The following is a 2,798-nucleotide window of genomic DNA, read 5'->3' as shown; positions in this document are numbered from 1 at the left end:
GGATCAACTTGACGCCCGTGATAATGCGACCAAATAAAGAATCTAGAGCGAGCGCTATGATCCAATCTGGACGTAAACCGCTCTAGTCGTAAGAACCGAATATTGATCTGAGATAGGGCTCTCAGATATCCGGCACAGATTATTTGCGTTTTGCCAGCGGTACGAAATCGCGCTGTGCGTAACCTGTATAGAGCTGACGCGGACGGCCGATTTTCTGCTGCGGGTCTTCGACCATTTCTTTCCACTGGGCAACCCAGCCGATGGTACGGGCAACGGCGAACAGAACTGTGAACATTTCTGTCGGGAAGCCGAGAGCCTTCAGCGTGATGCCGGAATAGAAGTCGATATTCGGATAGAGCTTCTTCTCGATGAAATATTCATCGGTCAGTGCAATATTTTCCAGTTCCATCGCAACATCGAGCAACGGATCATCTTTGATGCCGAGTTCACCGAGAACTTCATGCGTGGTTTTCTGCATGATGCGGGCGCGCGGATCGTAGTTTTTGTAAACGCGGTGACCGAAGCCCATCAGACGGAACGGATCGTTCTTGTCTTTTGCCTTGGCGATATATTCAGGAATACGGTCAACCGAGCCGATTTCAGCCAGCATGTTCAATGCAGCTTCGTTGGCACCGCCGTGAGCAGGACCCCAGAGGCAGGCAATACCGGCAGCGATACAGGCAAACGGGTTCGCGCCCGAAGAACCGGCGAGACGAACGGTCGAAGTCGAAGCGTTCTGCTCGTGGTCCGCATGAAGGATGAAGATACGATCCATGGCGCGTGCCAGAACCGGATTGACCTTATATTCTTCGCAAGGCACGGCAAAGCACATGCGCAGGAAGTTGGAAGCCAGATCAAGATCATTCTTCGGATAAACGAAAGGCTGACCGACATGATATTTATAGGCCATTGCAGCCAGTGTCGGCATTTTCGCCAGAAGGCGGATCGAAGCAACCATACGCTGATGCGGGTCAGTAATGTCGGTTGAGTCGTGGTAGAAGGCGGACATGGCGCCAACGCAGCCAACCATAATGGCCATCGGATGCGCATCGCGGCGGAAGCCGGTAAAGAAGCGCGACATCTGCTCATGCACCATGGTGTGGCGGGTCACGCGGTAGTCAAAGTCTGCTTTCTGGGTCTTGGTTGGCAGTTCGCCGTAGAGAAGCAAGTAGCAGGTTTCAAGGAAATCGCCCTGTTCGGCGAGCTGTTCGATCGGATAGCCGCGATGCAGGAGAACGCCTTCGTCACCGTCAATATAAGTGATTTTGGATTCGCAGGAAGCGGTTGAAGTGAAACCAGGATCGTATGTGAAGGAATTTGTATTCTTGTAAAGCGGGCCGATTTCGACGACATCTGGTCCGATTGTACCTTTGCGGACCGGCAATTCGGTCGAATTGCCATTTAGCGTGATTGTCGCTGTCGTATTAGACATACTGGTTCCTTTCATCATCGCGCTCACTGCTCGTGGACAGCAGTAAATTTGGAGCATAATGCCGAAAACGGGTGTTTCGGTTTAGTCTTATGCATAGAAACATACAGTTAGGGTATTTTTACCGGCGCTGCCAGTTTGAAAAATATCCTTAAGCCGCTGTCACTCAAAATTCATGATATTTGTGAATGACGGCCTGCAAAATTTATGGCTCAAACTATCGTAAATGTTGGAGGTTGCAATGTGGAAATTTGCGTTTTTCTGAACAAATTTCTGTCAATTAGCCATTCTTACGACAGAGGCCGGTTTTTGAAAATCACACTCCTGTGTTCAGGGCGTGTTTGAAGCCGTATTCTCTTGAAAGAACACGGCTTCTGACAGGCTTTATACGGCCTGATCCTGAATACGTCCGAGCGCTTCTTCGCGACCAAGAACCACCAGAACGTCAAAAACGCCCGGTGAAGTGGCGCGACCGGTGAGGGCGGCACGCAGAGGCTGGGCAATTTTGCCAAGCTTCAGGCCGGTTGATTCCGCATGAGCGCGGACAACGGCATCCAGCGCATCTGCATTCCACTCGGCAGCTTCCAGCTTCGGCAATACATCTTTGAGGATTGCGCGGCCTTCATCATTGAGCAGGCTAGCAGCTTTTTCATCCAGCGGCAGCGGGCGGGAGACGAACAGGAATTTCGCACCGTCTGCCAGTTCCACCAGTGTTTTTGCACGGTCTTTGAGACCCGGCATTGCTGCAACAAGCTGTGCACGGCGCTCATCGGTCAGCAGAGCCTGCAGTTCCGCACCGCCTTCAATATAAGGCAGAACATCGATCAGCGCTTTGGTAAGCGTTTCTGAATCGCTGGCGCGGATATGATGACCGTTAATGGCTTCCAGTTTCTGGAAGTCAAAACGTGATGCACCTTTGTTGATGTCTTTGGTATCAAACCATTCAATCATCTGCTCAATGGTCATGATTTCATCATCACCATGGCTCCAGCCGAGGCGAACCAGATAGTTGCACAGTGCTTCAGGCAGATAGCCCATTGCACGATAGGCCTCAACGCCGAGCGCACCGTGACGCTTGGAGAGCTTCGCACCATCCGCACCATGGATCAGCGGGATATGGGACATTTTAGGCACATCCCAGCCCATTGCCTGATAAATAACTGTCTGGCGGGCAGCATTGGTCAGATGGTCATCACCACGGATAATATGGGTAACGCCCATATCATGATCGTCGACCACAACCGCATGCATATAGGTTGGCGCGCCGTCGGAACGCAGAATGATGAAATCATCCAGATCCTTGTTCGGGAAACGGACTTCGCCCTGCACATCATCAAGCACAACGGTTTCACCTTCGCGCGGCGCTTTA

Annotated in this window: 2 protein-coding genes; both read right to left on the bottom strand. The window is 51.6% G+C overall.

Going from position 1 to position 2,798, the window contains the following annotated elements; genetic code table 11:
• Positions 1-139: 139 nt before the first annotated feature.
• Positions 140-1,432, bottom strand: a complete 1,293-nt coding sequence (gltA, locus tag A918_RS0118210) for a citrate synthase (protein WP_022712432.1) — start codon at positions 1,430-1,432, stop codon at positions 140-142.
• A 381-nt stretch (positions 1,433-1,813) separates the two neighbouring features.
• Positions 1,814-2,798 (bottom strand): glutamate--tRNA ligase (gene gltX / locus A918_RS0118205; protein ID WP_022712431.1); only part of this gene is annotated, 985 nt, incomplete at its 5' end.

Source organism: Pseudochrobactrum sp. AO18b (genome assembly GCF_000409565.1).
Lineage (GTDB): Bacteria > Pseudomonadota > Alphaproteobacteria > Rhizobiales > Rhizobiaceae > Pseudochrobactrum > Pseudochrobactrum saccharolyticum.
The sequence above is the reverse complement of the archived record's forward strand: the minus strand, read 5'-3'. Positions and strand labels throughout refer to the sequence as shown.

Coding starts and splice junctions, on each gene's coding strand:
- gltA (WP_022712432.1), bottom strand. CDS start 1,432: ATGTCTAATACGACAGCGACAATCACGCTAAATGGCAATTCGACCGAA.